This is a genomic window from Terrabacter sp. FW104-15G4B (genome assembly GCF_058790095.1).
This window is the reverse complement of sequence record NZ_JBYTCI010000008.1, coordinates 12,732-38,648: the sequence shown is the minus strand read 5'-3', so window position 1 is coordinate 38,648 and position 25,917 is coordinate 12,732. Positions and strand designations below refer to the sequence as shown.

The following is a 25,917-nucleotide window of genomic DNA, read 5'->3' as shown; positions in this document are numbered from 1 at the left end:
CCATCCGTCACGACCTGTTCACCCTCCACCTCGGTCCGGGGCGGTTCGGTCCGCGTTCCCGGCGTCGGTCGTGACGGTTAGGGTTTCGGGCATGGCCACCGCCCTGTACCGCCGCTACCGGCCCGAGAGCTTCGCCGACGTCATCGGCCAGGAGCACGTGACGGAGCCGCTGATGCAGGCGCTGCGCTCGGGTCGGGTCAACCACGCCTACCTCTTCAGCGGCCCTCGCGGCTGCGGCAAGACGACGAGCGCGCGCATCCTCGCGCGCTGCCTGAACTGCGAGCAGGGTCCGACGCCGATCCCGTGCGGCACGTGCGACTCGTGCGTGGCGCTCGCCCGCGGCGGCTCGGGCTCGGTCGACGTCATCGAGATCGATGCCGCTAGCCACGGTGGCGTCGACGACGCCCGTGACCTGCGCGAGCGGGCCAGCTACGGCCCCGCGCAGAGCCGCTTCAAGATCTACATCATCGACGAGGCGCACATGGTGACGCCGCAGGGCTTCAACGCGCTGCTCAAGATCGTCGAGGAGCCGCCGGAGCACGTGAAGTTCGTCTTCGCGACGACCGAGCCGGAGAAGGTCATCGGCACGATCCGCTCGCGCACGCACCACTACCCCTTCCGCCTCGTCCCGCCGGCCAAGCTGTCGTCCTACATGGAGCACCTGCTCGAGCAGGAGCACGTCGCAGTGCAGCCGGGCGTGCTCAGCTTCGTCACGCGTGCGGGCGGCGGCTCGGTGCGTGACTCGCTGTCGGTGCTCGACCAGCTCATGGCGGGCTCGGGTCCCGAGGGGCTGACCTACGACGGCGCCGTGTCGCTGCTCGGCTTCACGGACGGCGAGTTGCTCGACAGCACCGTCGACGCCCTCGCCGCCGGTGACGGCGCGGGCACCTTCCGCCAGATCGACAAGGTCATCGAGTCGGGCCACGACCCGCGCCGCTTCGTCGAGGACCTCCTCGAGCGGTTGCGCGACCTCATCATCGTCGCGGCCATGCCCGAGGGCGTCTCGCAGGTGCTTCGCGGGGTCCCCGAGGACCAGCTCGAGCGGATGCGCGTCCAGCAGGCGGCCTTCGGCCCGGGTGCGCTCTCCCGCGCGGCCGACATCGTCAACACGGGCCTTACCGAGATGACGGGCGCCACCGCGCCGCGCCTGCAGCTCGAGCTCATCTGCGCGCGCATCCTGCTGCCGTCCGCCTCCGGCGAGCAGGGGTATGCCGCCCGCCTCGACCGTCTCGAGCGTCGCCTCGACGTCGGGGGGGTCCCGACCGCCGCCCGGGGCGATGCCCCACCGGTGGGTGCGGCTGCGAGTGCGAGGCCTGGCGCGGCCTCGGTGCCGGCCCCGCCGCGCACCGTCTCCGACTACACGCCGCCGTCGAGTGGCGTCGGGGGGTCCTCCGGCAGTTCGCACGCCGCAGGAGGCATGGGTGGTGGGGGTCGCAGCGCCGCCGCGGCCAGCGTCGGCTCGCCCACCCCGGGTTCCGGCCCCGGCGATGCCGGACGGGTGGATGCCGCACGTGCGGAGGTGGGAGCGCCTCCCGTCATGACTCCGGCCGAGTCGGTGGGCGGCCCGTCGTCCGTCGACGACTCCCTCGGCCAGAGCGACCGGCACCTGCAGGGCGCCTCCGAGCGCGCTGAGTCGCAGGCTCAGTCCCACGGTCAGTCGCAGTCGCAGCCCCAGCCGGGCTCCTCCGGTCCGGCGCGAGGCACGACTGGAAACACAGAGCCGGCCGCCGCAGCCGCAGCCGGTGCGAGCAGCGAGGGTGCCGCCACCACCGGGGGCATGGACACCGACGCGATCCGCCGCGCCTGGCCCAACGTCCTCGGCCGCATCTTCACGATGCGCCGCATCACGTGGACCTTCGTGTCACAGAACGCCCAGGTCACCGCCTTCGACGGCAGCAAGCTCACGCTCGGCATCGCCACGGCCGGCCTCACCCAGACCTTCCGGGCCGGCAACCACGCCGACATCGTCCGCCAGGCCCTCATCGACGAGCTCGGTGTCGATGCCGTCGTCGACGGCGTGCACGCCGACGCGGTGGCGCAGCAGGGTCCGGTCGCACCGCCTCCAGGCGCGGTGCCGGCAGGGCTGCCCGACCCCCCGTCCAAGGGCGAGTCCGCCGGTCAACCCGGCGGTTCGCAGGGCGCCGGCCAACAGGGCGGCGGTGCTACGGCAGGCGGGTCGTGGGGTGATGCCGGCGCGGGGCATGAGTCCGCCGGTCCCGCAGGTGCCACGGCGCGCGGGACCGGCGGAGCCGCCGGGACCCCCGTCGCGTCGAGCTCGGGCGGCGACCCGCGCAGCGGCGGTGTGACAGCGTCAGCGCAGTCGAGAGGGGCCACCGCGCTCGCTGACGCAGGCCTCAGCCCGGTCTCGGGACGGTCGATGCACGACAACCCCGGGTGGGGCGCGGCCGCCGGGCCGGCTCCGGACTGGGCCACGGGGCCCGCTGCAGAGACCCCGGCGGCCGCTCCCGGCGCCACACCCTCCGCTGCGGTGCCGGCGAACGCCCCGGCCGGGGGGGACGCCCCGACGGACTCGGCGGTGCGCGGCGCCAGCGCCGTGCGCCAGTCCTTCGCCCAGGCCCGCTCGCGGGCCGGTGGCGCGCGGTCGACCGACGAGGACCAGCCGCGCCAGCCGGCCACCGACGACTCCGCGGTCAGCGACGACGACGAGGTCATCGAGCAGTCCGGCGACGTCGGCCGATCCGTCATCGAGAAGGTCCTCGGCGGTCGCGTCGTTCAGGAACTCGACAGCTGAGCGACCTTGTGGGAGTAGCGTCGAGACGTGACGTTCGAGGTCACGGCCCACGCCTACAACCGCTTCATGGGACGTTACTCCGGGCCGCTCGCCACACGGTTCGCGGACTGGTCCGGTGTCGCCCCGCCGGGGCATGCGCTCGACGTCGGTTGCGGGACCGGGGCCCTGACCCGTGTCCTCATCGAGCGGCTGGGGGTCGAGGGCGTGTCCGCCGTCGACCCGTCCCGGCCGCTCCTGTCGGCCCTGCGACAGGCCTTTCCGACCCTCGACGTGCAGACGGGGACGGCTGAGCGGCTGCCCTACCCCGGCGACCTGTTCGACCACACCCTCGCCCAGCTCGTCGTCAGCTTCATGGCCGACCCGGTGCTCGGCCTGCGCGAGATGGCTCGGGTCACCCGGCCCGACGGCACGGTGGCGGCGTGCGTCTGGGACCTCGCCGGTGGCGGGGCCCCGCTCTCGGCCTTCTGGAAGGCAGCCCGTGACCTCGACCCGGGCGTCGACGACGAGTCGGGGATGACCGGCGTCGCCGAGGGCGGCCTGGCGCGCCTCTGCGAGCAGGCTGGGCTCACCCGGATCGAGGACACCGCCCTCACCGTGACGGTGCACCACCCGACGTTCGACGACTGGTGGGAGCCGTACACGTTCGGCGTCGGTCCGGCCGGGGCGCACGTGCAGAGCCTGGACGAGCCAGCCCGGGCCCGCCTGCGCGCGCACTGCCGCGAGGTGCTGCCGCAGCCGCCGTTCGAGATCAGGGCCACGGCCTGGGCGGTGCGCGCCTGCGCCTGAGGCACCCGAGCCGAGCACCCGGCATACCAAGGGGCGAACACCAGGCCGGTGCGCCGGACGCCCGACCCGGCCGGCTGTCGCGCGGCTCTAGGCTGTCGCCCATGTTCTACAGCCTTGGGCGCAACCTGTTGTATCCCGTGTCCCACGCGCTGTACCGCCCGACCATCGAGGGCAAGGAGAACCTCCCTCGTGAGGGCGGCGTGATCGTGGCGAGCAACCACCTGTCGTTCATCGACTCCTTCGCCATCCCGCTCGCGTCGCCGCGGCAGGTCCGCTTCCTCGCCAAGGAGGAGTACTGGAACGGTCCGGGCCTCGGCGGCCTGCTGCGCAAGGGCTTCTTCAGCGCCGTCGGGATGGTGCCGGTCGACCGCCAATCGCCGACCGCCGCGCAGGAGAGCCTCGACGCGGCGCTCGAGGTGCTGCGGGCCGGGGACGCGTTCGGCATCTACCCGGAGGGGACGCGGTCGCGTGACGGCCGGCTCTACCGCGGGCGCACGGGCGTCGCGTGGCTGGCGCTCACCGCACAGGTTCCGATCGTGCCCGTCGGCCTCATCGGCACCGAGGACATCCAGCCCGTCGGGGCCCGCTTCCCCCGGCTGGCGAAGGTGACCGTGCGCTTCGGCAAGCCGATCGGGGTGGAGGAGTATGCCGGTGTGCCGGCCGGCAAGGCGCGGCGGCAGCTGACCGACCGCGTCATGGAGGCGATCGCGGAGCTCACCGGGCAGGAGCGCGTCGACGCCTACAACGAGGTGCCGGGCGGCGACTCGGCGATCTGAGCGAAAACGTTGCAGATGCGACCCTGTCGCATCTAGCGTGAGCCCGTGACCCCGACGCCCGCACCGACGCGCGCACGGACGCTGCTGCGGCGCCTCTCCCGCGACGACCGCCGCCGCCTGCTCGGCATGGGTGGCTTCGTGCTGCTGCTCCACGTCGTCGGATGGGGACTGCTCGTCGGCGTCGTCGCGCCCGAGGAGTACCGCGTGGGCGGCCAGCTGTTCGGCGCGGGGCTCGGCGTCACGGCATACACCCTCGGGATGCGCCACGCCTTCGACGCCGACCACATCGCCGCCATCGACAACACGACCCGCAAGCTGATGGCCGAGGGCCGCCGACCGCTCAGCGTCGGGTTCTGGTTCAGCCTCGGGCACTCCTCGGTGGTCTTCGTCATGGTGATGCTGCTGGCCTTCGGAATCCGCGCCCTCGCCGGCGCGCTGCAGGAGGACGACTCGGTCCTGCGCCACGTGACGGGCCTGTGGGGCACCTCCGTCTCGGGGCTCTTCCTCGTGCTCATCGGCCTGCTCAACCTCGCCGCACTCGTCGGGATCCTGCGCGTCGCCCGCCGGATGCGTGACGGCCAGCTCGACGAGGCCGAGCTCGAGCGCCAGCTGGAGCGGCGCGGCTTCCTCACGCGCATCCTCGGCCGGGTCACCCGGACCGTCACGAAGCCGTGGCACATGTATCCCGTGGGCGTCCTCTTCGGCTTCGGCTTCGACACGGTGACCGAGGTCGGCCTCCTCGTCGTGGCCGGTGGCGCCGCCGCGGCCAACCTGCCCTGGTATGCCGTCCTCACCCTCCCGGTGCTCTTCGCCGCGGGCATGTCGCTGCTCGACACCGCCGACGGAGCCTTCATGAACGTCGCCTACGGCTGGGCGTTCCGCCGGCCGGTGCGCAAGATCTACTACAACGCCACCGTCACGGCCCTGTCGGTCGCGGTGGCCCTCGGCATCGGCGGCGTCGAGCTCGTGTCGGTGCTCACCGACCGGCTCGGGGTCACGACGGGACCGCTCGCCTGGGTCGGCGGGATCGACCTCGGCAGCCTCGGCTTCTGGGTGGTCGGGCTCTTCGTCGTCACGTGGGCGCTCGCCATCGCCGTCTGGCGCTTCGGGCGCATCGAGGAGCGCTGGTCGGCCCGGCTCAACCGCGTCGAGGTGTGACCTCGCCGACGGCCGCACGGAGGTGGGCCACGGCGATGGCATTCCGCGCGGGCGGACCCGGGCGACCCGGGGCCCGGCGGCCCGGCGGCTCGGCGTGCGGGCGGTGTCGGCGCCGGGGCTTAGGGTTGAGGCGTGTACGAAGGCGCGGTGCAGGACCTGATCGACGAGCTCGGCCGACTCCCCGGGGTCGGTCCCAAGAGCGCGCAGCGCATCGCCTTCCACCTGCTCCAGGCCGACTCCGACGACGTCACGCGGCTCGTCACGGCCCTGACCGAGGTCAAGGCGCGCGTCCGGTTCTGCGAGGAGTGCGGCAACGTCGCCGAGGCCGAGAAGTGCCGCATCTGCGCCGACCCGCGCCGCGACCACACGGCCATCTGCGTCGTCGAGGAGCCCAAGGACGTCGTCGCCATCGAGCGCACCCGTGAGTTCCGGGGCACCTACCACGTGCTCGGCGGGGCGATCAGCCCGATCGACGGCATCGGCCCGGACGACCTGCGGGTCCGTGAGCTGATGACCCGCCTGGCCTCCGGAGAGGTGCAGGAGGTCATCATCGCCACCGACCCCAACCTCGAGGGTGAGGCCACGGCGACCTACCTCAGCCGGTTGTTGCGTGACGTCGGCCTGACGGTGACGCGACTCGCGTCCGGTCTGCCCGTCGGCGGCGACCTCGAGTACGCCGACGAGGTGACCCTCGGGCGCGCCTTCGAGGGCCGCCGCCGCGTCGACGCCTGACCGCGGCTGCAGGTGGGCTCGCACCCACCGTCCGCTCCGATCGAAACAGCAGTTCGTCTGCTCTGATCGAGGGAGCAACCCGTCCGATGACGGACAAAGTGCTCTGTCGATGGGTGGGGTCCGGGTCGACGCGTCGACCGGGCACGCGGCAGACTGGGCGCTGCCAGCCACCCGCCCCACGGCATACGCCCTCGGGCCCGACCAGAGGAGACCCGCGGATGTCCACCGAAACAAGCGACGTCGACGACCTCGGCGGCCTGGCCGACCTCACCGCCGCCGAGGCGAGTGCCTTCCTCACCGCCGTGACGGAGGTGGCGTCCGGCACCTCGCCGGACACGGCCCTCCCGGTGCTCACCCTCGCGCTCTCGCAGGTGCTCGTCGCCGGCGCGCGGCTCGGCGCGGTCCAGGACGTCGTGCCCGAGGAGCGCTTCGAGCCGGACGCCACCGACGACGACGCGGACCCCCTGCGCACCGGGCTGTCCAACGTCTTCGCCGGGATCGACGACTACGTCTACGTCATCGACCCCATCACGTCCTCGGAGCGTGGCGACGGCTCGATCACCAACGACCTCGTGGACATCGCCGTCGCGCTCAGCCACGGCCTCAAGCACTACGCGGCCGGCCGCAAGCTCGAGGCGCTCTGGTGGTGGCAGTTCAGCTACCTGTCGCACTGGGGTGACCGCGCGATGATGTCGATGCGCGCCCTCCAGTCGATCATGGCCCACCTGCGGCTCGACGCCGACGAGGAGACCGTCGGCGAGGCGGAGTTCGACGCGCTGCACCCGTGACCGGCGCACGTCTCACCATCGCGACGCCCCGGTGGACGCCGACGGCCCGACCCTAGACTCGGCAGCACCGCAGACGGGAAGACCACCGAGAAGATCGGGAGCCAGTGTGAGCATCGTCGTCCAGAAGTACGGCGGTTCGTCCGTGTCCGACGCCGAGGCCATCAAGCGCGTGGCCCGCCGCATCGTCGAGACGCAGCGGGCCGGTCACTCCGTGTGCGTCGTCGTCTCGGCGATGGGTGACACGACGGACGAGCTGATGGACCTCGCCGAGCAGGTGACGCCGGCACCGCCCGCCCGCGAGCTCGACATGCTCCTGACCTCCGGCGAGCGAATCTCGATGGCGCTCGTCGCGATGGCCATCGCCCAGCTCGGCGCCGAGGCGCGGTCGTTCACCGGCAGCCAGGCCGGCGTCATCACCGACGACGCGCACGGCGCCGCCCGCATCATCGACGTGACGCCGGGCCGCATCCAGAGCGCCCTCGACGCGGGCCACATCGCGATCGTCGCGGGCTTCCAGGGCGTCAGCCAGACGACGAAGGACATCACGACCCTCGGCCGCGGCGGCTCCGACACGACCGCGGTCGCGCTCGCCGCGGCGCTGGAGGCCGACGTCTGCGAGATCTACACCGATGTCGACGGCGTCTTCACCGCCGACCCACGCATCCTGCCGAGCGCCCGCAAGCTCGACGTCCTGTCGATGGAGGAGATGCTCGACCTGGCCGCCAACGGCAGCAAGATCCTGCACCTGCGCTGCGTCGAGTACGCCCGCCGCTACGGCATCCCGATCCATGTGCGCTCGTCGTGGTCGCAGAAGGCCGGCACCTGGATCAAGGACAACCCCTACGAAGGAGAAGGCGCTGTGGAAGCCCCGATCATCGCCGGCATCGCGCACGACCGCAGCGAAGCCAAGATCACCATTGTCGGGGTGCCCGACCGGGTCGGCGTCGCGGCGAAGATCTTCGGCGCCATCGCGGAGTCCGGCATCAACATCGACATGATCGTGCAGAACGTGTCGGCCGCCGAGACCGCCAAGACCGACATCTCCTTCACCCTTCCGCAGGCCGACGGCGCCCGCGGCATGCAGGTGCTCCAGTCGATCAAGCAGGACGTGGCCTACGAGGACCTCCGCCTCGACGACAAGATCGGCAAGATCGCCCTCGTCGGCGCCGGCATGAAGAGCCACCCCGGGGTCTCCGCGAAGTTCTTCGGGGCGCTCGCGGAGGCCGGTATCAACATCGAGATGATCTCGACCTCCGAGATCCGCGTCTCGGCGGTGACGCGCGCCGACCAGCTCGACGAGGCCGTGCGCGCGGTGCACACGGCGTTCGGGCTGGACTCCGCCGACGAGGCGATCGTCTACGGCGGCACCGGCCGCTGAGCCCTTCCACCGCGCCGGATCTCCCGACCGCCGCTACTTTCGGGGGGCATGAGACCAACGACGCGATCTGTCCTGCTCGTAGCCGCCACCTCCGCGCTCGTCGCCGCCAGCACGACTGCGTATGCCGTGTCGCCCGGTGCCGTGCGACGTGACGCTCCCTCGAAGGCCGGGGCCACGGCATACTCCTGGACCCTGACCCCGACGGGCACGGCGGAGCGCTTCCGGGGACTGGCCCCGGTCTCGCGCGACGTCGCGTGGGTCAGCGGCACGAACGGGACGGTGCTGCGCACGACCGACGGCGGCAAGACGTGGGGCGACGTCAGCCCGCAGGGGCTCGGCACCGAGGCGCTGCAGTTCCGCGACATCGAGGCGTTCGACGCCCGGCACGCCGTCATCCTGTCGATCGGCGAGGGTGAGGACTCCCGCATCCTGGTCACCGACGACGGCGGCGCGAGCTGGACCGAGACCTTCCGCAACGCGGAGCCCGCCGCCTTCTACGACTGCCTGGCCTTCAGCTCGCCGCGCCGGGGGCTCGCCATGAGCGACCCGGTCGACGGGAAGTTCCGCCTCGTCCAGACCTCCGACGGCGGCCGGTCCTGGTCGCTCGTCGACCCGGCCGGGATGCCGGCGGCGCAGCCGGGCGAGGCCGGCTTCGCGGCGTCGGGCGCGTGCCTCGCGTCCGGTGTCGGCGGGCGCACCTACCTCGCGAGCGGTGGCGTGGACCCGGCCCGGCTGTTCACGTCGACCGACCAGGGCCGCACCTGGACCGTGACCGACACCCCGGTCGCCGGCGGCGGCTCGGCCGGCATCTTCTCGGTGAGCTTCCGCGACGCCCGGCGGGGCGTGCTCGTCGGCGGCGACTTCGCCACCCCCACGCGCGCCGTCGACAACGCGGCGTGGACCGACGACGGCGGGCGCACCTGGTCCAAGCCGGTGAGCAACCCCTCGGGCTACCGGTCCGGCTCGGCCTGGGTGCCGCGCACGTCGCGCACGGTGCTCGCGGTCGGGCCGTCGGGTTCGGACGTCTCGGGCGACGGTGGCCGCTCGTGGTCGACCTTCGACGGCGGCAGCTTCGACGCGGTCGAGTGCACGAGCGACGGCGCGTGCTGGGCGTCCGGCGAGCAGGGCCGCGCCGGCGTCCTCACCCGCTGACGGAGACGCGCGGGAAAGTGCCCCCTCGACGTCTTGGCACCACGTCGAGGGGGCACTTTCGCGGGACGGGTTCGTGGCTCGGAGGCGGGGGTATGGTCAAGAAGTAGAAGGACATCCACCCACTCGGGGACTAGGGACGAGAACGTGACCCCTCACGAATCACACCTGCAGAGCGACGGATCGGTCTTCCCGCCCGTCACGCCGGATCCGCCGCCCTCGCCGGGCCTGCCCGAGATCGAGGTGCCCGACATCGTGCCGGTGGCGGCGCCGGACGGGCCGAGCCAGTCGGGCGACACCCGTGACACGCCCGACGCGACGAGCCAGGCGGACGGCAGCGAGCCGCAGGTGGCGCCCACCGACTGACCAGGGCCACCGCCCCGGAGCCCCGGTTCGCCCGATGGCGGCACGGGGTACTCCCACAGTGTGAGACTGCGGCGCAGCGCCATTGACAAGCCCGGCATCCGACGCGTGCGCCGGGGGAGCGGCTTCGCCTACGTCGACGCCGACGGGCGCGCGGTGGATCCCGAGGTGAGGGAGCGGGTCAAGGCGCTGGTCATCCCGCCCGCCTGGAAGGACGTGTGGATCAGCCCCTACGCCAACGGGCACATCCAGGCGGTGGGCACCGACGACGCCGGGCGTCGGCAGTACCTCTACCACGACCACTGGCACGAGGCCCGGGCGCGCGAGAAGCACGACCGGGTCCTCATGCTCGCCGGCAAGCTGCCGGCAGCGCGCAAGCACATCGCGGCCGACCTGCGGACCAACGGCCTCACCCGCCGGCGTGTCACCGCGGCCGGCCTGCGGATGCTCGACGCGGGCCTGTTCCGCAGCGGCGGCGACGAGTACGAGGCGGAGAACGGCTCGCACGGCGTCGCCACTCTGCTGCGCTCGCACGTGCGGGTGAGCGGGGAGGAGCTCACCTTCGAGTTCCCGGCCAAGTCGGGTGTCACGCGTGAGGCGATCCTCACGGACCAGATCCTCGCGCGAATCGTATTGTCCCTCAAGCGAAGTGGCTACCCCGGAGAGCGCCTCCTCGCCTACCGGGACACCAACGGGTGGCACGAGCTGCGCTCGAGCGACCTCAACGCCGCGTTCAAGGAGCTCGTGGGCGAGGAGTACACAGTCAAGGACCTCCGCACGTGGGCAGCCACCGTGACCGCGGCCGTGGCGCTCGCCCGCACGGGCCCCGCCGCCACGGAGCGGGAGCTCAAGCGTGCCGAGAAGGACGCCATGAAGGTGGTCTCGGAGCACCTGGGCAACACACCGGCGGTCGCCCGCAGCTCGTACGTCGACCCGCGGGTGCTCGACGAGTACGCCGTGGGCCGCACCATCGCACGCAACCTCTCCAGGCTCACCAAGGCCGACCGTGAGCGGCTGGAGCTCGGCGACCTCGTCCAGGTCCGCGACCGTGACGCACTCGAGCGCGCGGTCCTGCGCCTCGTCAAGGGCGCCGCCTGAGCTCCGCCTCGGCGACGTTCCCCTCGAGAAGCGTATGCCGCCGGGTTCCCTTCGTGAAGAGGGACCCGGCGGCATGCGCTCGGTCGCTTGAGGACGGTCAGAGGTCGACGACCTCGTTCTCACCCTCCATGCGCTGACCGGTGACCTTCGCCTTGACGAAGTTGGCGACCTGCGTGACCTTGGCGCCGGGCGAGTCCCAGTACTCGGCCGAGTCGGCGCTCACCTGGATGAGGATGTTGTCCGGGTCCTCGGGGCCACCCTCGAGCCAGGCGCCCGTGAAGCTGTTCCACAGCTCGGCGAGCTTGGCCGGGTCGTCGACGATGGTCGCGGTGCCGGAGAGCGAGACCCACGAGCTGTTCGAGCTGTAGGCGACGTTGACGGGCGCCGGCGACTGGGCGGCGATGTCCCTCGCCTTGTGGCTGTCACGCTCGGCGATGAAGAGCACGTCGCCGTCGAACTCCACCTCCTGCGTCGCCATGGGATGGCTGACCATCGCACCGTTGGAGTCCGTGTGCGTCAGCATCGCCACGCGGATGTCCTTGATCAGGTCGGCGACCTTCTTCGTGCCGTCGTCGTGCTCGCTCATGTGGGCTCCTCCGGGTGGTCACGACTCTGTCCCGGGGGACGTACCCGATCGCTCAGGCGGTCGTCGGACCTGTCGAGGGTTCCCGCGCGCCCTCGCGGGCGTCCCCGTCCACGTCGACGTCAGCGTTCGCGGTCTCGGCCTGCCCGCCGTGGGCGACGTCCTCGGCACGGGTGTGCGGCATGAGCAGCCCGGCCGCGATGCTGACGACGGCCGCGACGAGCACGGCGAGGAAGACCGCGACCGACCCGGCGTGGATCGCCTCACCGGAGGCGTCACCGCCGCGCGTCGCGATGACGGCGTTGGCGATGGCGCCGAAGATCGCGACGCCGACGGCACTGCCGACGGAGCGCATGAACATGTTGGTGCCGGTGACGACGGCCCGCTCGTTCCACGGCACGGAGGCCTGGGCGGCGATGAGGGTCGGGGTCGCCACGAGGCCGAGGCCGAGGCCCACCACGAGGCACGAGCCGGCGGTGGACCACACGCTGGGCGTCGCCGACGTCAGCCACAGCAGGAGCGCACCGACCGTTGCGATGGTGAGGCCGATGAGGGCGGTGGGCCGGAAGCCGATACGCATGTAGAGCCGGCCGGACTGGGACGCGGAGATCGGCCAGCCGATGGTGAGGGCGGCGACGGCGAGGCCGGCGACGATCGGCGTGGCGCCGGTCGAGCGCTCGAGGAAGGTCGGCACGTAGGAGGTCAGGCCCACCAGCACGGCGCCGATCCCGATGCTGACGAGGCAGGTGGCGACGATCAGGCGCCGGGTGAGCACCTCGAGGGGCAGGATCGGCTCGGCGGCGCGGCGCTCGACGACGGCGAAGGCGGCGAGCAGCACGGCCCCGACCGCGAAGGAGCCGATGCTCTGCCACGACGACCAGGCCCAGGCCTGCCCGCCCTCGAGCACCGCGAGGATGATCAGCGTCAGCGCCCCGGTGAGCAGGGCTGCCCCCGCGTAGTCGATGCGGTGGCGGCGGCGCTCGACCGACTCGTCGTAGTTGCGCCACAGCATCCCGGCCGCGAGCAGGCAGAAGGGGACGTTGACGAAGAAGATCCAGCGCCACGAGGCGAACTGCGAGAAGACGCCGCCGAGGGTGGGACCGACGACCGAGGAGACGGCCCAGACGCTGGCGATGTAGCCCTGCGTCTTGGCGCGCTCGGCGACCGTGTAGATGTCGGCCGCGATCGTCGTGGTCATCGGCAGCACGGCCCCGGCGCCGAGGCCCTGGAGGGCCCGCATGGCGATGAGCGAGCCCATGTCCCAGGCGATGCCACAGAGAATGCTGCCGAGCAGGAAGAGCCCGATGCCGAACAGGATGACCGGCTTGCGGCCGAGCGTGTCGGCGAGCTTGGCGTAGACCGGAACCGACACGGCCTGAGCCAGCAGGTAGACCGAGAAGAGCCAGGGGAACTGCGTCAGACCGCCGAGGTCGGCCACGATCGAGGGCACGGCCGTCGCGAGGATGGTGGAGTCGAGCGCGATGAGCGACGTCGACAGCATGAGCGCGATGAGGATCGGCCCGCGGTCCGAGCGGAATCCCAGCGTGGATGAGGTGGACACGATTCTCCTGCGGTTCGGAGCGACAGTCAGGGACAACATCCACACCGCGCATTCATTCCCACACGCCACCAACCGGGCACCGGACTTCCCCGGTCGTCCCTCGCGGCGTCCGCGAAGGCGCGACACTGGAGTCTCGGGCGGACCCGCCCGGCTGCGCCCGCCCGGCCGGGCGGCATACGCGCCGGGCACGCCCTGCGAAGGGAGGCCTGATGACGCGGACTATCGGCGTGGAAGAGGAGATGCTGCTCGTCGACGCGCGCACCGGACGCCCTCGCAGCGCGTCGGGGGAGCTGCTCCTGCTCGCCGCGCGCGACCCCGCGGAGGTGGCCGGCATCGGCGTGCACGGAGCTCTCGAGGCTGAGTTCCAGCAGCAGCAGATCGAGACGCACACGGCGCCCGCGGCGGACCTCGACACCCTTCGGGCCGAGGTGCGGCGCTGGCGCGGTGAAGCCGTCTCCGCCGCCTGGGCGACCGGCACGAGCGTCGCCGCCCTGGCCACGTCGCCGCTGCCCGTCCAGCCGCTGACCGCGGAGTCGACGCGGTATGCCTGGATGCAGGACCGCTACCAGCTGACCGCGCGCGAGCACCTCACGTGCGCCTGCCACGTCCACGTCTCCGTCGAGAACGACGAGGAGGGAGTCGGGGTGCTCGACGGCATCCGCGTGTGGCTGCCGACGCTGCTGGCCCTCACCGCCAACTCGCCCTTCTGGAACGGCCAGGACTCCGGCTTCGCCAGCTACCGCTCGCAGACGCTCGCCAAGTGGCCGGCGTGGGGCCCCACCGACCGGTTCGGGTCAGCGCAGGCCTACCACCGGCTCGTGCGCGACATGGTGCTGAGCTCGGTCATCCTCGACGAGGGCATGGTCTACTTCGACGCGCGTCTGGCCCATCGGTACCCCACGGTCGAGATCCGCGTTGCCGACGTGTGCTTCACCGCCGACGAGGCGATCGTCCTCGCGGCCCTGTGTCGAGGCCTCGTCGAGACCGCCGCGCAGGACTGGGCCATGGGCAAGGAGCCGCCGCACGTGCCCACCCAGATGCTCCGGCTGGCCAGCTGGCAGGCCGCCCGCGAGGGCCTCGAGGGGGGACTGATCGACTGGCGCACCGGGCTGCCGAAACCGTGCTGGACGGTGCTCGAGTCCCTCCTCGACCACGTCGGCCCCGTCCTGCAGGCCGAGGGCGACCTGGACGTCGTGCTGGACGGGTTCGCCCGACTGCGCGAGGAGGGCAACGGGGCGATGCGCCAACGGGCCACGTTCGCGCGCACCGGGCAGCTCGTCGACGTCGTCGCCGAGTCCGTCCGCGCGACGGCCCTGCGCGACGAGGATCCTCAGGCCGTGTCTGTCACAGGCAGCGAGGCTGCCCTGTCCTGACTGGTTGAAGGCGCCACCGGGGCGCCCGACAGGAGGACTTCCATGAAGATCGTGGTCATCGGCGGCACCGGGCTCATCGGCTCGAAGCTGGTCAGACGGTTCGAGGCACACGGCCACGAGGCGGTCGCCGCCTCGCCGAACACGGGCGTCAACACCCTGACGGGGGAGGGGCTCGCCGACGCGCTCAGGGGCGCCCCGGTCGTCGTCGACGTGGCGAACTCGCCCTCGTTCGAGGATGCGGCCGTGCTCGACTTCTTCGAGACGTCGACCAGCCACCTGCTCGAGGCGGAGAAGGCCGCCGGCGTCGGGCACCACGTCGCGCTGTCGATCGTCGGCACAGACCGGCTGCCCGGCAACGGCTACTTCCGGGCGAAGATCGCCCAGGAGCGGCTGATCGAGACGTCCGGCATCCCCTTCTCGGTCGTGCACGCGACCCAGTTCTTCGAGTTCGTGCCCGCCATCGCCGACGCCGCTGCGGTCGGGACGGACGTGCGTATGCCGGCCGTGGGCTTCCAGCCGATCGCCGGGGACGACGTCGCCGACGCGCTGGCACGGGTGGCGCTCGGCGACCCCCTCGACGGGCGTGTCGAGATCGCCGGACCCGACCGCTACCAGATGGACGGGTTCTTCCGGCAGGCGCTCGCCGCCGCTGGCGACCCCCGCCCGGTCGTCACCGACCTGCACGCACGGTACTTCGGCTCCGAGCTGCAGGCTGACAGCCTCGTGCCCGTCGGCCCGGTCGAGCTCGGCCGGATCCACTACGCCGAGTGGCACCGCTCGTGACTGGCGTGCCGGACCGCGGCGGCTTCCTCGGCGGGCTCGAGGACGTGGTGCGGTCCGAGATGGCCGCGGCTGACGCGAGCGCGGTGGAGGACCTCTTCACCGGTCCGGAGTCGGGATGGCTGGTCGACCCGGCCGAGGTCCAGACCGAGCAGACTGGGCTGCGCAGCCTGCTCGGTGCGGTTCGGGCGCTGGAGGTGCCGCGGCCGGGGACAGATGGTCCGGAACGGGAACTCTGATGCAGCCGGCTGCGGACGACGGGGATGGACCGGTGACGAGAGCGGCTCCACAGGACGACCTCGAGGAGGCTGCCGAGGCCTTCGGTGCGGTGCGCCCGCGGCTGTTCGGCATCGCATACCGGATGCTCGGCAGCGCCAGCGAGGCGGAGGATCTGCTGCAGGACGTCTGGCTGCGTTGGCAGACGGCCGACCGGAGCACCGTCGACAACCCCGCGGCATACCTCGCGACGGCGGCGACGCGGCTGGCCATCAACGTCCTGCAGTCGGCGCGGGTGCGGCGGGAGAGCTACGTCGGGCCCTGGCTGCCCGAGCCCGTCGACACGGGCGCCGACCCGTACCTCGGAGCGGAGCGCGGCGAAGCCCTCGAGCTCGCTGTCGTCGCCCTGCTCGAGCGCCTCACGGCCAACGAGCGCGCCGCGTACGTGCTGCGCGAGGCGTTCGACTACCCCTACTCGCAGATCGCGGACATCCTCCAGCTGAAGGAGCCCGCGGTCCGGCAGCTCGTCAGCCGCGCCCGGCGCCGCGTCACGAGCGACCGGCGCACCCCGGTCTCCGCAGTGGAGCAGCAGCGGCTCCTGACCGCCTTCGTCAGCGCGGCGAGGTCGGGTGACCTCGCCGCGCTCGAGGAGCTGTTTGCCGAGGACGTGACCAGCTCCTCGGACGGTGGCGGCGTCGTGCGGGCCTCGCGCTTCGCGGTGCACGGCGCGGAGCGGGTGGCGAAGTACGTCAGGGCCTTCCATGAACGGTTCTGGGTCGACATCGACGTCGAGATCGCGACGGTCAACGGGCGGCCGGCCGCGTTGCTGCGACGCAGCGGGGCGCTCGAGACGGTCCTCGTCGTCGACGCATCCGACCGGGGCATCGACCGGATCCAGTGGGTGATGAACCCGCAGAAGCTCCGTGCGCTGTCGTGACGGTCGACGACCTCGTGGACGTGCTCGCGAAGGGCGACGCCGCCGCAGTGGCGGCCATGCTCCACGCTGACGTCGTCCTCGTCAGCGACGGCGGAGGGCGGGTCGTGACGCCCCTGCACCCGCTGTGGGGGTCGAGTGCGGTCGCCCGCGTCGTCTCGGCGCTCGTCACCGCGGACGCGGTGCTCACGGTCGAGCACGTGAACGGGCAACCGGGCGTCGTCGTCCGCGTGCTGGGGCGCCCGCGGGCCGTCATGGCCGTCACCTTCGGGGAATCCGTCGTCACGCGGGTCTGGCTCGTGGTCAACCCCGACAAGCTCGAGCGCTGGCACACGGCCGGGTGAGCGGTGGGTGATGCGGGATCACCCGGGTGATCTTTCGCCGGACCTGACGTTCCGCGAAGGCCGCCGATCTAGCGTCGGTAGTGGAGACAGACCGTCAGACGAACAGCGAGATGGCCGAGAGCGACCGGGCCAGACAGCACCGGCGACGCACGTTCCGTACGGGAAGGAAGCGCATCGTGAGCACAGACATCAACAGCTTCTGGCAGATCCTGCTGTGGAGCTTCTGGATCTTCATCTGGATCGGCGCGATCATGATCTGGTTCCGCTGCATCATGGACCTCTTCTCAGACTCGACGCTGAGCGGGTGGGGCAAGGCCGGCTGGGCAATCGTGCTGGTCTTCATCCCGTGGGTGGGGACCCTGATCTACCTCATCGCGAGGGGCCGCAGCATGGGCAGGCGCCAGATGGACGCCATCGCCGAGCAGCAGGCGGCGCAGGAGGACTACATCAAGCAGGTCGCCGCGAAGTCGACGACGCCGAGCGAGCAGATCGCCACGGCCCAGTCGCTGCTCAATGCGGGCTCGATCGACCAGTCGGAGTTCGACACCCTCAAGGCGAAGGCCCTGGCCTGATCCGTCCAGCCCTTCCCTGACCGTCCGGCCGCTCGTCAGAGCGGCCGGACGGTCGTCCGAGCAGCCGGTCGTCCGAGCAGCCGGTCGTCCGAGCAGCCGGGCGTCCGTCAGAGCGGCTGCCCGTGGCAGACCCCAAACGAGAGGCCGCCCCCGCAGGTGCACGCCTCGTCGGCGGAGCGCCTGGCGTCCCGGACGGCATACCACTCGCGCAGCCCGGTGGCGTCGCGTCCGTCGCGGAGCAGGCCGGCCATGACGCGCATCGGCGCGTCGACGTGGTGGAAGAAGTCCTGGTAGCCGGCGCACAGGTAGTGCAGCCCGGGCTCGCCGTCGGGCGTGGTGATGAACCGGTCCTTGGGGCAGCCGCCGTTGCAGGCGAAGCGCACGTCGCAGGAGCGGCAGTAGGCCGTCAGGGTGTCGAGCTTGGCCTGGCCGAACGCCCGTTGCTGGGGGAGGTTCACCAGCTCGAGCATCGTGCGGCCCTCGGCGATGTTGCCGAGCAGGTAGCCGGGCTCGACGTAGTGGTCGCACGAGTAGAGGTCGCCGTTGTGCTCGAGCGCCACGGCGTCCCCGCAGGTGCGGGCGTGCACGCACGAGCCGACCTGGTCCATGCCCATCCAGTGGGCGAGGGAGGTGTCGAACATGCCGACGAAGACGTCGCCGACGTCGTGCCGCGCCCACTCCTCGAAGACGTCGATGAGGAAGCGGCCGTAGGCCTTCGCCCCGATCGTGCGGTGCGTGACCAGGTCGCCCTCCTGGCGGTAGAGCGGCCGGTCGCCGGAGCGGGTGCCCCAGCCCGACTCGGCGAGTGGCAGCAGCTCGGCGGTCACCCGCTCGACGATCGGGATGAGCTGCACGAAGGTCGCGCCGAGGTCGTCGCGCAGGAACCGGTAGACCTCCCGGCCGTGGCCGGCGTTGGCCGAGTTGACGGTCGTCAGCGCGTTCCACTCGACCCCGTGCCGCTTGAGGGCTCCCAGCCCCCGCACCACGCGGCTGAAGGTCGGCTTGCCGCCCTTGTCGACCCGGTACGCGTCGTGCATGGCCCGCGGCCCGTCGATCGAGACTCCGACGAGGAAGTCGTTCTCCCTGAGGAACTCGCACCACTCGTCGTCCAGCAGCGTGGCGTTGGTCTGCATGGTGTTGAGGATCCGCTGGCCCGGCGCTGCGTACCGCTTCTCGAGCTCGAGGGTGCGCCGGAAGAAGTCGATCCCCATCAGCGTCGGCTCGCCACCCTGGAACGCGACGACCACCTCGTCGACCCCGCGCTGGGCGGCGAGCAGCTGGCTGATGTACGCCTCGTGCACCTTCGGCGGCATACGGAACTCGCTGCCGGGGTAGAGCTCGTCCTTGGACAGGAAGAAGCAGTACTCGCAGTCGAGGTTGCAGATCGCGCCGGTGGGCTTCGACATCACGTGGAAGGCCCGCGGTGCCGTCACCGGGGCGGAGCGCAGTCGTCCGTCGCCGAGCCCTTTGTCCACGTCGTCCCCTTTCCGCGGCTTCGCGGCCCATACCGGGCCCGCCTCACCTCACCCTCGTGAAGCCTGCCGTCCGCCCGCGCGTGCCACATCACCCGCAAGGGGTGAGGCCGGTGCCCCTGGTCAAGTGCTTCCCTCGTGAGGGGGGCGCTGACGGCGTATGCCGTTGGGCCGGCTCGTGTCACCGGAGGCAGGATGAGCTCGCAGAGCCTGGTTCCCGTCCTGGACGGGAAGCTGCGGCCCCGTCGGCTGCCGGCCGGCACCGTCCGCCGCACAGCCCTCGTCGAGATGCTGCGAACCGGCCGGGACGCGACCCTGGGCCTCGTGACCGCGCCCGCGGGCTACGGCAAGACGACGCTGCTCACTCAGTGGGTGCAGTCCTGCTCGTCGACCGAGCCGGACGTCGCCTTCGCCTGGGTCTCGCTCGACCCGGGTGATGCGGAGCCGGTGCGCTACTGGACCACAGTCGCCGGGGCCTGCGCTCACGCCAATCCCGGCGTCGGGACGCGGGCGCTCGAGGCGGTGGCAACCCTCGGGGCCCGGCAGGTCGACGCGGCGCTCCCGTTGCTGCTCGAGGACCTCGCGCGGGTCGACACCCGCCTGGTGCTCATCCTGGACGACTACCACCTGGCGGAGAGTCCGGAGATCGACGACGCCATGGTCCGGTTCCTGGCCTATCGTCCCAGCCTCGTGCAGGTCGTCGTCGCGACGCGGTCCACGCCCTCGCTGCAAGTCCCCCGGCTTCGCGCCCTCGGCGAGCTCGTGGAGGTGCGGGCCGACGACCTGGCCTTCACCGACGACGAGGCGCGCCAGCTCCTGGTCCGGTCAGGGGTCCCGCAGCTGCCTGCGGGGGCCGAGCAGCGGCTGCTGAGGCGCGCGGCCGGGTGGCCGGGGGCGCTGCGCATCGCGGCCCGGGTGATGACGACCGAGCGCCCCGACGGCTTGCCAGAGGCATTCACCGGTGCGCACCGGCAGCTCGTGGACTACGTCACGACCGACGTGCTGGCGACGCTGCCCGCGGACCTGCGTGACTTCCTGCTGAAGGTCTCGGTGCTGCACAGGCTGTCCGGGCCGCTGTGCGACGCGGTGACGGGCGCGAGCGACTCGGCAATGGTGCTGGCGGACCTCGAGCGATCGAGCTTCTTCCTGTCGGTGGACCCGGGCGGGCAGTGGTACCGCACCCACCCACTGTTCCGGGAAGCCCTGCGTGCGGAGCTCGGTCGCACCGATCCGGCCGCCGTCCGGGTGCTCCACGGACGGGCCGCTCGGTGGTTCGAGCAGTGGGGCTACCCGCAGACGGCCACCAGCCATGCCATCGCCGGTCATGACCTGCCGCTGATCGGGCGGCTGCTGGCGAGCCAGGCAGAACCGATGGCGGCGAGCGGCCGACGCGAGACCTTCCGGCGGTGGATCGCCCAGCTGGACTGGCCCGAGGCCCAGGACGACCCGGAGATCGGTTACGTGCGAGCCGTGGACGCTGCCCTCGACGGCGACCTCGAGCACGTCGAGCAGTGGCTCGACATCGCAGCCACCGGGCTCCTCGAGCACGAGGACGCCAACGGCATACCCCTGTCCTGTCGGGTGGACCAGCTGCGTGCCCTCACGGCCGTTCACGACGTGGTGCGCGCCGAGGCGGCCGGCCGCAGGGCGGCACGCTCGGCGCCGTCGCTGGCGTTCGAGGGCATCTCCTGGTGCGGTGTCGGGCAGGCGCTCTACCTGCAGGACCGGTTCGACGAGGCCCGCCAGTGCCTGACCCGCGCGCTGTCGCTCGTCCCGGACGAGAACCCGCTGGTGCTGGCCCTCGCGTGCGCCAACCTCGTGCTGGTGGAGGCCGCGCAAGGGTCCGAGGCTCCCCCCGGCTGGATGCTGCACGACGCCGACGAGGTGCTGCGCCGGACGGGCGCAGGGCGCACCACGGCGGCGGCGGTGCTTGAGATGGCCAGGGGTGAGGTGCACCGCGCCCAGGGCGACCTTCGCCAGGCAGCCGTCGACCTGGAGGGCAGCCTGGAGATCCTCGGCCGGGACCGGCGCAGCTGCCTGCACGCCAATGCCCACCTGCTGCTGTGCCGGGTCCAGCTGGACGACGGTGACGCCGACGCCGCCGGGCGCAGTCTGGATGCGGCCGAGGGGATCCTGAGCCGGGCGCGCGCTCCGGGGGCGCTACCGGCTCGAGCCCGCGCGCTGCAGGCTCGGCTCACGCCGCCGTCCCGGACGGCGGCGTCCCGGGGGTCGGGACTGAGCCGGCGGGAGACGGAGGTCGTCCTGCTGCTGCAGGAGGGGTGGAGCCAGCGCGAGATCGCCGGCCGGCTGTTCCTGTCCGTCAACACCGTCAAGACCCACGTGCAGTCCTCCTACCGCAAGCTCGGTGTCCGCTCGCGCGACGAGGCGCTCGCCGCCATGGAGGGAGTGCTCGCCGCGGCAGGCCCGCGCGACGGGGGCGAGACCGCCAGCACCTGACGGCGTCGCCGCGCCGCGGCTCCGAGGGCCCGGAGCCACACCGGTCCTCCGGGGGCGGCTGCGCGACACCGCTGATGGGGACGTCCGTGACGGGGCCGAGGGGCTGCGCCACTGTTCCGCTCAGCGCAACACTGACGTGGACGGTCGGCCGTCACACGTGCTCCGACAACGCCGAAGGGCCTGCCGGATCGACATCGTCGATTCCAGCAGGCCCTTCTCGGATGGTCGGGGTGACAGGATTTGAACCTGCGACCTCTTCGTCCCGAACGAAGCGCGCTACCAAGCTGCGCCACACCCCGGTGCTGCACCTGCCGCGGGTCCGAGGACCGGAGGCAGCAAGCAGAGATGCTAGCGCAGGCTCCTGCCCATCTCCGAATCGGGGCCGTCGCGCCGCTGCTCCGCCGGGCTTCCCGGTCGGGACCTCAGCACTTCGAGCGGGGGACGAGCGTCAGGAGCGTCGCCTCGGGACGGCAGGCCAGGCGTACGGGAGCGGTCGGGGCCGTGCCGAGACCGGCGGACACCTCGAGCCACGCGGCGCCCTCCGGCGCCTCGGACGACGGCCTCGACCCGGCGCCGGGCCACCAGCGGGACAGGCCCTTGGCGCGGTGCCTGTCCAGGTCGCAGTTCGTCACGAGGGTGCCGTAGCCGGGCAGGCAGACCTGGCCGCCGTGGGTGTGGCCCGCGACGATGAGGTCGGCGCCGTCCGTGGCGTACGCGTCGAGCACGCGCAGGTAGGGCGCGTGGGTGACGGCGAGGGTGAGGTCGGCGTCCGGCGATGCGGGCCCCCGCACGAGGTCGAGGCGGTCGTAGCGGAGGTGGGGGTCGTCGACGCCCCTGACGTCGATGCGCAGGCCGCGCACGGTCAGCGTGTCCCGGCGGTTCGTCAGGTCGAGCCAGCCGCGCGAACCGAGCCCGCGGACGAGCTCGGCGGTCGGCAGCCGCGGCGTCGAGCCCACCCCCTTCGCGTGGTCCCTCGTGAGGTAGCGCAGCGGGTTCTTCAGCTTCGGCGCGAAGTAGTCGTTGGACCCGAGGACGAAGACGCCCGGCGTACCCAGGAGCAGGTCGTATGCGTCGAGCAGCGCAGGGACGGCGTCATGGGTCGCGATGTTGTCGCCCGTCGTGATCACGAGGTCAGGATCGAGCGAGGCGAGGCTGTGCACCCACCGCTGCTTCAGGCGCTGGCGGGGGAGCAGGTGCAGGTCCGACAGGTGCAGCACCCGGAGGGGACCGGCGCCCTCCGGCAGCACGGGCACCTCGAAGCGGCGCAGCACGAAGGCGTTCCGCTCGACGAGCGAAGCCCAGCCGAGCACGCCGGCGCCGGCGGCCCCGAGGCCGAGGACGGTCTTGGTCAGGGCACGCATGGGGCCCATCCTCGCACCCGCCGGTCGTGGCGCCAGGAACCGGGCTGGGCCCGCGTGGCCGACCTGACAGACTGAACCCATGAGCACCCTCAAGGAGCAGCTGCAGGCCGACCTCACCTCCGCGATGCGCGAGCGCGACCAGGTCCGGGCCGGTTCACTGCGGATGGCCCTCACCGCGGTCACCACCGAGGAGGTCGCCGGTACCGAGCACCGTGAGCTCACCGACGACGACGTGCTCAAGGTCCTCACCAAGGAGGCCAAGAAGCGCCGGGAGGCCGCCACGGCCTACACCGGCGCTGACCGCCCGGAGCTCGCCGCCAAGGAGGAGGCCGAGCTCGCCGTCCTCGAGGCGTACCTCCCGAAGCAGCTGGACGACGACGAGCTGGAGGGCATCGTGCGCGAGGCCGTGACGGCATCCGGCGCCACCGGTATGCCGCAGATGGGCCTGGCGATGAAGGCCGCCAACGCTGCCGTCGCGGGACGGGCGGAAGGTGGCCGCGTCGCCGCCATCGTGCGTGGCGTGCTGGCCGGTTGAGCCGAGCCGTCGAGTCGGCGCCGCCGGCGCACCGACGACGAAGGCCCGACGCGGATCGCGTCGGGCCTTGATGCGTCATGGGGGTCAGCCGCGGCCTGGTGGCTTGGTCGGTTTGCCACCTGGCTTGCCGCGCCCGCCACCGTTCCCGGCCTCACCTCCGGTGGTGCCACCACCGCCGGCGGGCGGGGCGACGGTCGTCTGCGGTTGCGGCAGCGCCTGGCGGTCTGCCCCGCGTGAGGTGTAGATCGTCACGAACGTGCCGGCCGCCGCACTGCCGTAGGGCGAGGTGCCTGCCACGAGACCGCTCGGCACGGAGGAGCTCATCGTCCCCCCGACGCCCGCCGAGAAGCCCGCCGCCTGCAGCGTCGAGATGGCGTTGGAGACTGACATGCCGGTGACGCTGGGGATGGTGCCCCCGGACGTCGAGGCCGGGCTCGAACCCTTGCTGAACTTCTCGGGCGGCTCGGGGAACGCGACCTGCGGCAGGTTCTCCGAGGCCCGGTTCATGATGGCCTTCCAGATCGGCGCCGCGATGGCAGCACCGTGCATCACGGGGTAGAACTGGCCGCCCACGCTGACGTTCTTCATGACCCGTGTAATCGGGTCGTAGGGCGTGCCGACCCAGACGGAGGTGACGAGCTGCGGCGTGTAGCCGACGAACCACGACTCGTTGTTGTTGTTGGCCGTACCGGTCTTGCCGGCCGACTGGCGCTTGCCGTCGTCGAGCTGGTTCCGGATGCCGGAGCCGTGGGTCATGTTGTACTCGAGGAACTTGTCGGTGGCGTGGACGACGTCCGGGTCGACGGCCTGCGAGCACGGGGTGGCCGGCAGTGCCATGTCCTTGCCGTTCTGCGTGATCTTCGTGATGGCCACCATCGGGCACTTCTTGCCGCTGGCTGCGAGGACGCCGTAGGCGTGGGCGACACCCTGCGGCGAGACGTCCGAGGCGCCGAGGATGTACTGCGGGGCGTACTTGCCGACCGGCTGGCCGTCGGACTGGTGCAGGCCGAGGCGCAGCATGGTGTCGCGCACCTTGCAGCCGCCGAGCTTCTGGGCCAGCGCGACGAACGCGGTGTTGGTCGACAGGGCGGTCGCCTTCATCAGGCTGATGCTGCCGCCGGGCCAGAAGGTGTCGTTGTCGACCTTCCAGGTGCTGCCCGGACCACAACCGCCGGGGAAGTCCTTCGGCTGGTAGGAGGCCATGTGGCCGTCGCCGGCCTGCTTGGCGTTCACGCTCGCGTCGAGCTTCATGCCGGACTCCATGGCGGTCACGAGCGCGAACGCCTTGGCCGTCGAGCCGAACTGGAAGCCGCCGGAGCCGCCGTACCTCTTGTCGAGGGCCCAGTTGATGCTGGTCTCGCCGCCGGCGTCCTTGGTGACGGAGTACTGGGTGTTCTGGGCGAACGCGAGCACCTTGCCGGTGTTGGGGTCGGCGACGTAGGCGGCGGCTCCGATGCGCGCCTTGTTGCCGATCGGCACCTTCTTCGTGACCTCCATCTGCGCGTACTGCTGCAGCTTCGGGTCCAGGGTCGTCGTGATGGTCACGCCACCGCGGTAGAGGGTGCGCTTGCGCTCCTCGAGCGTCTTGCCGAGCTGCGGCATCGCGAGGGCGTAGTTGACGATGAAGTCGCACCAGTAGGGGTAGGGCGAGGCCAGGCACGTGCTCTTGGGCTGCGAGACCCGCAGATCCTGCTTGAGCGTGCGCTTCTTGGCGGCCTGCCACTGCGGGTCGGTGATGCGACCGAGCTCGTGCATGCGGTCGAGCACGACGTCGCGCCGGGCCACCGCTCGCTCCGGGAAGTTGACGGGGTCGGTGGTTCCGGGGTTCTGCGTGAGCCCGGCGAGGAGCGCGGCCTGCGAGAGGCTCAGCTTGCTGGACGGGATGCTGAAGTAGTGCTGGGCGGCGGCCTCGACGCCGTAGGCGCGGTCGCCGTAGTAGACGAGGTTGAGGTAGCCCTCGAGGATCTGGTCCTTCGTCAGCTTCTTCTCCAGCGTGATGGCGTACTTCAGCTCCTTGAGCTTGCGCATGTAGTCCTTCTTGACGGCCGCGGCCGCCGCCTCCTTGTCACCGGCGTTGAGCGCGGAGTACTGGAGCGAGATCTTCACGTACTGCTGGGTGAGCGACGAGGCGCCCGAGGTGGTGGCTCCGGTGCGCAGGTTGGAGATCGCTGCGCGGAGCACGCCCTGGAGGTCGACGCCGCCGTGGTCGTAGAAGCGGTGGTCCTCGATGGCCACCTGTGCCTCTCGCATGATCGGGGCGATCTTGGAGAGCGGGACGACGGTGCGGTTCTGCTCCTGAGGGGTCGCGATGACCGTGCCGTCGGCCGCGAGGATGCGCGAGGTCTGGGCGAGCGGGTCGGTCCGGAACTCGCTCGGCAGGTCGTTGAAGACGTCGACCCCGCTGCGGGCGAGCGCGCCGGTGGCGCCCACCGCGGGCATCGCCAGGCCGGCGGCGAGCAGCCCCAGCACAAGCGCCGACGCCAGAAATGCGCCGAGCAGGCTGATGACGCCGCCGATCGAGGTTGTGCGTGAAGACATGGGCCCAAGGGTAACTGCTCACCCTATGGCCACCCGTTCTACGCAGTCGCGTGGGTCTGTCCACGCGTGTCGAGGACCCGGCCTCGCCCTCCGATGACCATCCCGACGTCGGCCAGGTGACTAGTCACCCCGCCAACTAAATGGTCCATAGAGGCTATGTCGGGACGGCCCCGGCACTCGTAATGTCTCATTTGGGCCTCAGGGGGGCCCA

Annotated in this window: 23 protein-coding genes and 1 tRNA gene; 18 read left to right on the top strand and 6 right to left on the bottom strand. The window is 71.8% G+C overall.

Annotated elements, in window-relative coordinates; genetic code table 11:
• Nucleotides 1–91 precede the first annotated feature (91 nt).
• The 10 genes from AC3WRT_RS08555 to AC3WRT_RS08510 all read left to right on the top strand — a co-directional run bounded on the left by AC3WRT_RS08555 (nt 92) and on the right by AC3WRT_RS08510 (nt 10,980).
• Nucleotides 92–2,752 carry a DNA polymerase III subunit gamma and tau gene (locus AC3WRT_RS08555; RefSeq protein ID WP_492721051.1) on the top strand — a complete coding sequence of 887 codons (2,661 nt, stop codon included), beginning with the start codon at nt 92–94 and terminating at the stop codon, nt 2,750–2,752.
• 27 nt (nt 2,753–2,779) lie between these two features.
• Nucleotides 2,780–3,538, top strand: coding sequence for a class I SAM-dependent methyltransferase (locus AC3WRT_RS08550; RefSeq protein WP_492721050.1), 759 nt, complete (start codon nt 2,780–2,782; stop codon nt 3,536–3,538).
• A 101-nt stretch (nt 3,539–3,639) separates the two neighbouring features.
• A complete protein-coding gene (locus tag AC3WRT_RS08545) occupies nt 3,640–4,314 on the top strand; it encodes a lysophospholipid acyltransferase family protein (protein ID WP_492721049.1) in 675 nt (224 codons plus the stop codon).
• Nucleotides 4,315–4,359: 45 nt separating this feature from the next.
• A complete protein-coding gene (gene nicT, locus AC3WRT_RS08540; RefSeq protein WP_492721048.1) occupies nt 4,360–5,472 on the top strand; it encodes a Nickel transporter NicT in 1,113 nt (370 codons plus the stop codon).
• A 132-nt stretch (nt 5,473–5,604) separates the two neighbouring features.
• Complete coding sequence (gene recR, locus AC3WRT_RS08535; RefSeq protein WP_492721047.1) at nt 5,605–6,204, top strand: recombination mediator RecR; 600 nt, start codon at nt 5,605–5,607, stop codon at nt 6,202–6,204.
• 218 nt (nt 6,205–6,422) lie between these two features.
• Nucleotides 6,423–6,992 (top strand): DUF5063 domain-containing protein, encoded by a 570-nt coding sequence (locus tag AC3WRT_RS08530; protein WP_492721046.1) that lies wholly within the window; start codon nt 6,423–6,425, stop codon nt 6,990–6,992.
• Between the two features lie 106 nt (nt 6,993–7,098).
• Nucleotides 7,099–8,370 carry an aspartate kinase gene (locus AC3WRT_RS08525; RefSeq protein WP_492721045.1) on the top strand — a complete coding sequence of 424 codons (1,272 nt, stop codon included), beginning with the start codon at nt 7,099–7,101 and terminating at the stop codon, nt 8,368–8,370.
• 48 nt (nt 8,371–8,418) lie between these two features.
• Nucleotides 8,419–9,522, top strand: coding sequence for a WD40/YVTN/BNR-like repeat-containing protein (locus AC3WRT_RS08520; protein ID WP_492721044.1), 1,104 nt, complete (start codon nt 8,419–8,421; stop codon nt 9,520–9,522).
• Nucleotides 9,523–9,666: 144 nt separating this feature from the next.
• Nucleotides 9,667–9,885: a hypothetical protein gene (locus AC3WRT_RS08515; protein ID WP_492721043.1), complete on the top strand. Its 219-nt coding sequence runs from the start codon at nt 9,667–9,669 to the stop codon at nt 9,883–9,885.
• Nucleotides 9,886–9,945: 60 nt separating this feature from the next.
• Nucleotides 9,946–10,980, top strand: a complete 1,035-nt coding sequence (locus AC3WRT_RS08510; protein ID WP_492721042.1) for a DNA topoisomerase IB — start codon at nt 9,946–9,948, stop codon at nt 10,978–10,980.
• A gap of 97 nt (nt 10,981–11,077) precedes the next feature.
• Here AC3WRT_RS08510 and AC3WRT_RS08505 read toward each other — a convergent pair whose 3' ends face one another.
• Both AC3WRT_RS08505 and AC3WRT_RS08500 read right to left on the bottom strand, forming a co-directional pair.
• A complete protein-coding gene (locus tag AC3WRT_RS08505; RefSeq protein WP_492721041.1) occupies nt 11,078–11,566 on the bottom strand; it encodes a pyridoxamine 5'-phosphate oxidase family protein in 489 nt (162 codons plus the stop codon).
• Between the two features lie 52 nt (nt 11,567–11,618).
• Nucleotides 11,619–13,163: an MDR family MFS transporter gene (locus AC3WRT_RS08500; RefSeq protein WP_492721040.1), complete on the bottom strand. Its 1,545-nt coding sequence runs from the start codon at nt 13,161–13,163 to the stop codon at nt 11,619–11,621.
• 170 nt (nt 13,164–13,333) lie between these two features.
• On the opposite strand from AC3WRT_RS08500, the gene AC3WRT_RS08495 reads away from it, so the two are divergent.
• The 6 genes from AC3WRT_RS08495 (at nt 13,334) to AC3WRT_RS08470 (ending at nt 17,343) form a co-directional block, all read left to right on the top strand.
• Nucleotides 13,334–14,497 carry a carboxylate-amine ligase gene (locus tag AC3WRT_RS08495; RefSeq protein WP_492721039.1) on the top strand — a complete coding sequence of 388 codons (1,164 nt, stop codon included), beginning with the start codon at nt 13,334–13,336 and terminating at the stop codon, nt 14,495–14,497.
• 42 nt (nt 14,498–14,539) lie between these two features.
• A complete protein-coding gene (locus AC3WRT_RS08490) occupies nt 14,540–15,280 on the top strand; it encodes an SDR family oxidoreductase (protein ID WP_492721038.1) in 741 nt (246 codons plus the stop codon).
• Nucleotides 15,265–15,516, top strand: a complete 252-nt coding sequence (locus tag AC3WRT_RS08485; RefSeq protein WP_492721037.1) for a hypothetical protein — start codon at nt 15,265–15,267, stop codon at nt 15,514–15,516. Before AC3WRT_RS08490 ends, AC3WRT_RS08485 begins: the two co-directional genes overlap by 16 nt.
• A gap of 32 nt (nt 15,517–15,548) precedes the next feature.
• Entirely contained in the window at nt 15,549–16,430 is an 882-nt protein-coding gene (locus tag AC3WRT_RS08480) for an RNA polymerase sigma-70 factor (protein WP_492721036.1), read from the top strand.
• The gene (locus tag AC3WRT_RS08475; protein WP_492721035.1) at nt 16,427–16,771 is read left to right on the top strand and encodes a sigma-70 family RNA polymerase sigma factor family protein; all 345 of its coding nucleotides are present in this window, start codon (nt 16,427–16,429) and stop codon (nt 16,769–16,771) included. Before AC3WRT_RS08480 ends, AC3WRT_RS08475 begins: the two co-directional genes overlap by 4 nt.
• A 176-nt stretch (nt 16,772–16,947) precedes the next feature.
• On the top strand, nt 16,948–17,343 hold the full coding sequence (locus tag AC3WRT_RS08470) for a PLDc N-terminal domain-containing protein (RefSeq protein WP_492721034.1): 396 nt from the start codon (nt 16,948–16,950) through the stop codon (nt 17,341–17,343).
• A 107-nt stretch (nt 17,344–17,450) separates the two neighbouring features.
• Here the strand turns inward: AC3WRT_RS08470 and AC3WRT_RS08465 are convergent, their stop codons facing one another.
• Nucleotides 17,451–18,818, bottom strand: coding sequence for an anaerobic sulfatase maturase (locus AC3WRT_RS08465; RefSeq protein ID WP_492721033.1), 1,368 nt, complete (start codon nt 18,816–18,818; stop codon nt 17,451–17,453).
• 192 nt (nt 18,819–19,010) lie between these two features.
• Between AC3WRT_RS08465 and AC3WRT_RS08460 the strand changes: the two genes are divergently transcribed.
• Complete coding sequence (locus AC3WRT_RS08460; RefSeq protein WP_492721032.1) at nt 19,011–21,272, top strand: winged helix-turn-helix domain-containing protein; 2,262 nt, start codon at nt 19,011–19,013, stop codon at nt 21,270–21,272.
• A 222-nt stretch (nt 21,273–21,494) separates the two neighbouring features.
• On the opposite strand, the gene AC3WRT_RS08455 is transcribed toward AC3WRT_RS08460, so the two are convergent.
• Together AC3WRT_RS08455 and AC3WRT_RS08450 are read right to left on the bottom strand one after the other, a co-directional pair.
• Nucleotides 21,495–21,571 (bottom strand) — tRNA-Pro (locus AC3WRT_RS08455).
• 123 nt (nt 21,572–21,694) lie between these two features.
• Nucleotides 21,695–22,633: a metallophosphoesterase gene (locus AC3WRT_RS08450; RefSeq protein WP_492721031.1), complete on the bottom strand. Its 939-nt coding sequence runs from the start codon at nt 22,631–22,633 to the stop codon at nt 21,695–21,697.
• Between the two features lie 79 nt (nt 22,634–22,712).
• Between AC3WRT_RS08450 and AC3WRT_RS08445 the strand changes: the two genes are divergently transcribed.
• Nucleotides 22,713–23,168 (top strand): GatB/YqeY domain-containing protein, encoded by a 456-nt coding sequence (locus AC3WRT_RS08445; protein ID WP_492721030.1) that lies wholly within the window; start codon nt 22,713–22,715, stop codon nt 23,166–23,168.
• Between the two features lie 84 nt (nt 23,169–23,252).
• Here the strand turns inward: AC3WRT_RS08445 and AC3WRT_RS08440 are convergent, their stop codons facing one another.
• Nucleotides 23,253–25,706: a penicillin-binding protein gene (locus AC3WRT_RS08440; RefSeq protein WP_492721029.1), complete on the bottom strand. Its 2,454-nt coding sequence runs from the start codon at nt 25,704–25,706 to the stop codon at nt 23,253–23,255.
• Between the last annotated feature and the right edge of the window lie 211 nt (nt 25,707–25,917).